Origin of the sequence: Weissella sp. DD23 (assembly GCF_001579105.1) — a bacterium.
In the GTDB taxonomy this organism is placed as follows: domain Bacteria; phylum Bacillota; class Bacilli; order Lactobacillales; family Lactobacillaceae; genus Weissella; species Weissella cibaria.
In genome coordinates this window covers 323035-326192 of the sequence record NZ_KQ970391.1, presented here as the reverse complement: position 1 = coordinate 326192, position 3158 = coordinate 323035, and the positions used below count along the sequence as shown (strand labels likewise).

At 45.8% G+C, this 3158-nt stretch carries 3 protein-coding genes and 1 tRNA gene; 1 reads left to right on the top strand and 3 read right to left on the bottom strand.

Translation table 11 applies throughout. The annotated features are described in order from the left end of the window. Positions 1-759: hypothetical protein (locus WEIDD23_RS13470; RefSeq protein ID WP_062358776.1), on the bottom strand; the 759-nt coding region annotated here is incomplete at its 3' end. 97 nt (positions 760-856) lie between these two features. Between WEIDD23_RS13470 and WEIDD23_RS04040 the strand changes: the two genes are divergently transcribed. Beyond that, positions 857-930, top strand: a tRNA-Lys gene (locus tag WEIDD23_RS04040). A gap of 63 nt (positions 931-993) precedes the next feature. Here WEIDD23_RS04040 and WEIDD23_RS04035 read toward each other — a convergent pair. Both WEIDD23_RS04035 and WEIDD23_RS04030 read right to left on the bottom strand, forming a co-directional pair. Next, positions 994-1755: a hypothetical protein gene (locus tag WEIDD23_RS04035; RefSeq protein ID WP_010373488.1), complete on the bottom strand. Its 762-nt coding sequence runs from the start codon at positions 1753-1755 to the stop codon at positions 994-996. Between the two features lie 244 nt (positions 1756-1999). Beyond that, positions 2000-3158, bottom strand: a 1159-nt coding sequence (locus tag WEIDD23_RS04030; protein WP_197458801.1) for a hypothetical protein, incomplete at its 5' end; no start/stop codon positions are given.

The window sequence follows — 3158 nt, the reverse complement described above, 5'->3', positions numbered from 1 at the left end:
CGTCGTACCTGACGTGACCCACTTGGTAAAGTCTTGATTATCACCAATTTGACCACCTTGTTGGTGATTCGTGTAATCATTCTTTTGTTGTTGTGAGAACGTACCCCAGACCGAGCCACCGATATAGTAACGACTTGCATTGAGCAACAAATCCTTCATCGACGTATTGTCTGCCAAGGTCCCAGCATTCTTCAATTGATCACCCGTCCAATAACCGGCAACCGCAAACTCAGTACCATCTTCCAACTTAACTTGACGCGCCACATAAATGTCCGTCATCTTACCCGTCTTGGCAGCTGCCTTCAAAATCGCAACCGCTGATTTCGCATAAGCACCTGTGTAGGCATCAAAATCCTGATTTGCATTATCAGCTAACACAACTTGGGCTGACGTTGCACCAACGTTCGTTGACAACACTGCCGGCGCTCCATCGACGCCCTTCAAAGTTGCAGCAACGTCAAACTTATCAGCAGCACTGCTTGCTGAACTAGCGCTCGCCGAACTTGATGATGAAGATGAAGCCTTGCTAGAACTGCTTGATGCCTTGTCATGCGCTTGCTTACTTGAAGTGGTAGCTGACTTAGCAGCGCTAGCCGTCTTTTCAGACGATGACTTTGTCGTCTTTTTCACTGTCGAAGAAGCCTCTTTAGCGCGATTTGATTCATTGCTTTTTGTGCCATTCGTGACAATCGCAAATACAACTGCGACCGCTGCTAAAACCATAATGGCTGCAACAATCACCCGTTTATCCTTAAACATACGGTTATCCTCGTCTTCTCTTAAACTTATCTTTACTATTCTAACATAACCTCTTGCACAATTTTGCTGGCTTGTGCATAATAATAACTGTATTGACGCCTCCTTAGCTCAGCTGGTTAGAGCAACGGACTTTTAATCCGCGGGTCCAGGGTTCGAATCCCTGAGGGGGTATAAACCGTCAATGAAAAAACGACATTCAGAGCACACGCTCTGGATGTCGTTTTTGTTTTTTGATTACTTTCCAAATAACTTTGAGAAAAAGCCACGAATACCGCTTGGCTTCTCTTGTTGGCGAGTTGTTGGTTCCTCTTCCACAACTTCTTCTGGAATATCAACGGGCGCGGTTTCCGCTGCTGGCTCAAACGGACGTGGTGTCTGTTCAGCCGTTGCTTGCTGAGCCACGGCCTGCTGTTCCTTTTCCTTAGCAACGTACTCAGCAATCATGTCATCTGTTAATGCTGGCATGACAAGCGTCTTGGTCGTAACGCCTAGACCAACCTTGGTAGTCGCCGTCTTGCCAGTAATTCGACTCTTCGCAATCACTTCAACCTGTGCAGGTGTCGTGTTCTCAGGTAGCACCAACTCGAATTCGTGGCTATTATCAACTAATAAAAAGACCGGATCATCTTCTTCATTCAGTTTAACAGTCACATCTACATCAGGCTGATTAACACGACCTTCCAGCAAGCGTTGGTTGTCTTGCGTTGAAATAATTGCCGTTACAACTGGCGCTGGAATATCAATCGTCAACGTGACTGTTTCCTTTGACGCAACATCCCCAGGCAACTGGGCCTCCACCAAAATGTCACCATCAATTACGCCAACTGGCGCCTTGGTCACGAAATCACCTTGGTTGTCTGAAACAACCGTATCATATTTACCATTTGGATACTTCACATTGATAACAGCTGCTGGTACCCCAACGTGTCCAATGACCGTCGTCCCTAGGCTATTTGTCAAAGTTGAAGCAACTAAATTTACTTTTGTTTCACTCATTATGAGATCCTCATCTCTTTAACTGTTTATCTTTACCTTCTATTGTAACAGAAAAACCATGGGCAGCACCCATGGTTTCGCTGACCTACTAGTAAGAGATCACCCTAGCAGGTCTGTATGGTTATATGAGGTAAAGGAACAGGCCATTGGTTAGATGGCTAAAAAGATAAACTGTTCTTTACGTATCATTAATTATACCCTTTTCCACCAACGCAAACGAAAAATCCCTAAAAAAGGAACGTTCTTAATTTGTTGTCGTACCGGGCAGATTATTTAACTGCCATGTTAATGAACCGGCGTACGTTTTACCAGCTTGAACGCCCGTAATATTCGTCATGCCAACCGAATCTAGCGTCACATCAAAATCAACATTGTCAGCTGTCGCCCGTAATAGCTCTGTACTATCACCTGCCACAACTGCTTGATCAACCCCCTGATTATTCACAGCGTCCTCGCCAGTCAATTGCAAGGTTGGTGCAAAACTACTCGTCCCATCCAAAGCCGTCCACTTGCTAGCTAATAAGCGCAAGGATTGTCCTTTCGTGACGGTACCCGTAACACGTAGCCCGGTATCAGCTTTAATCACACTTGTTGCCTGAATATCAGTGACATTCGGTGTCCCAAAAGATAAGCTTGTCTTGTCTACACTGACCTTGCCTTGTGTCGTTGGTGCTGGATTGCTTAGTACAACTGGCGCGCTGGCATTAGGATTGTCGAGAATATCTTGTACCTTTGACAAGTCATCAGCGCCAACAACTTTCGTAATCGTTTCTTTTTGTTCCGGTGTTAAGTTCGCGACAACAGATGGTTTTGTTGCGGCAATCGTTGCCAACGTGTCCGCATCTAGTTGCCCCGCCTCAGCCAAATTATTAATCAACCCCGATGTAATCGCATCTGGGTTGGTTGCCCCAACTTTACTAATCACATCAGGCGAAATAGCTGTCGCATTTGTGCTGGCCAAATGTTCCAATGTATCTGACGTAATGGCTGCCGGATTATTCGTTGCCAGTTTCGTCAACGTATCCGCATCCACAACATTGGGGTTGGCCTTCACAATTTGCGTCACACTATCACCCGTCAGTGCGCTGGCATTTGACGTCACTAGTGTCGCCATGACCTTATCATCAACCAACGTGGGCTTGGTCGTTGCAATTTTGTCCACAGTCGACGAGTCCAACTGGTCTGCAACCTTATTTAACCCACTCGCGTTGACATTAACATCATTCCAACCATCATTTATCGACGCTGTAATTAATTGATTCGTGGCTGTGTCGCTGAGCTCCAACCCACCTTTACCCGAATTCAAGGCCGAAGCCAAAATTTTGTGCGTACTTGGATCTAAATTTGTAAAGTCAGCATTCGACAAATCTACCGTTGCTTGGTTGAAAACGCCCTCCGCATTC

Bases quoted from the DNA above. Each gene is read 5' to 3' on its own strand.
- WEIDD23_RS04035 (WP_010373488.1), bottom strand. From the start codon at position 1,755: ATGAGTGAAACAAAAGTAAATTTAGTTGCTTCAACTTTGACAAATAGC.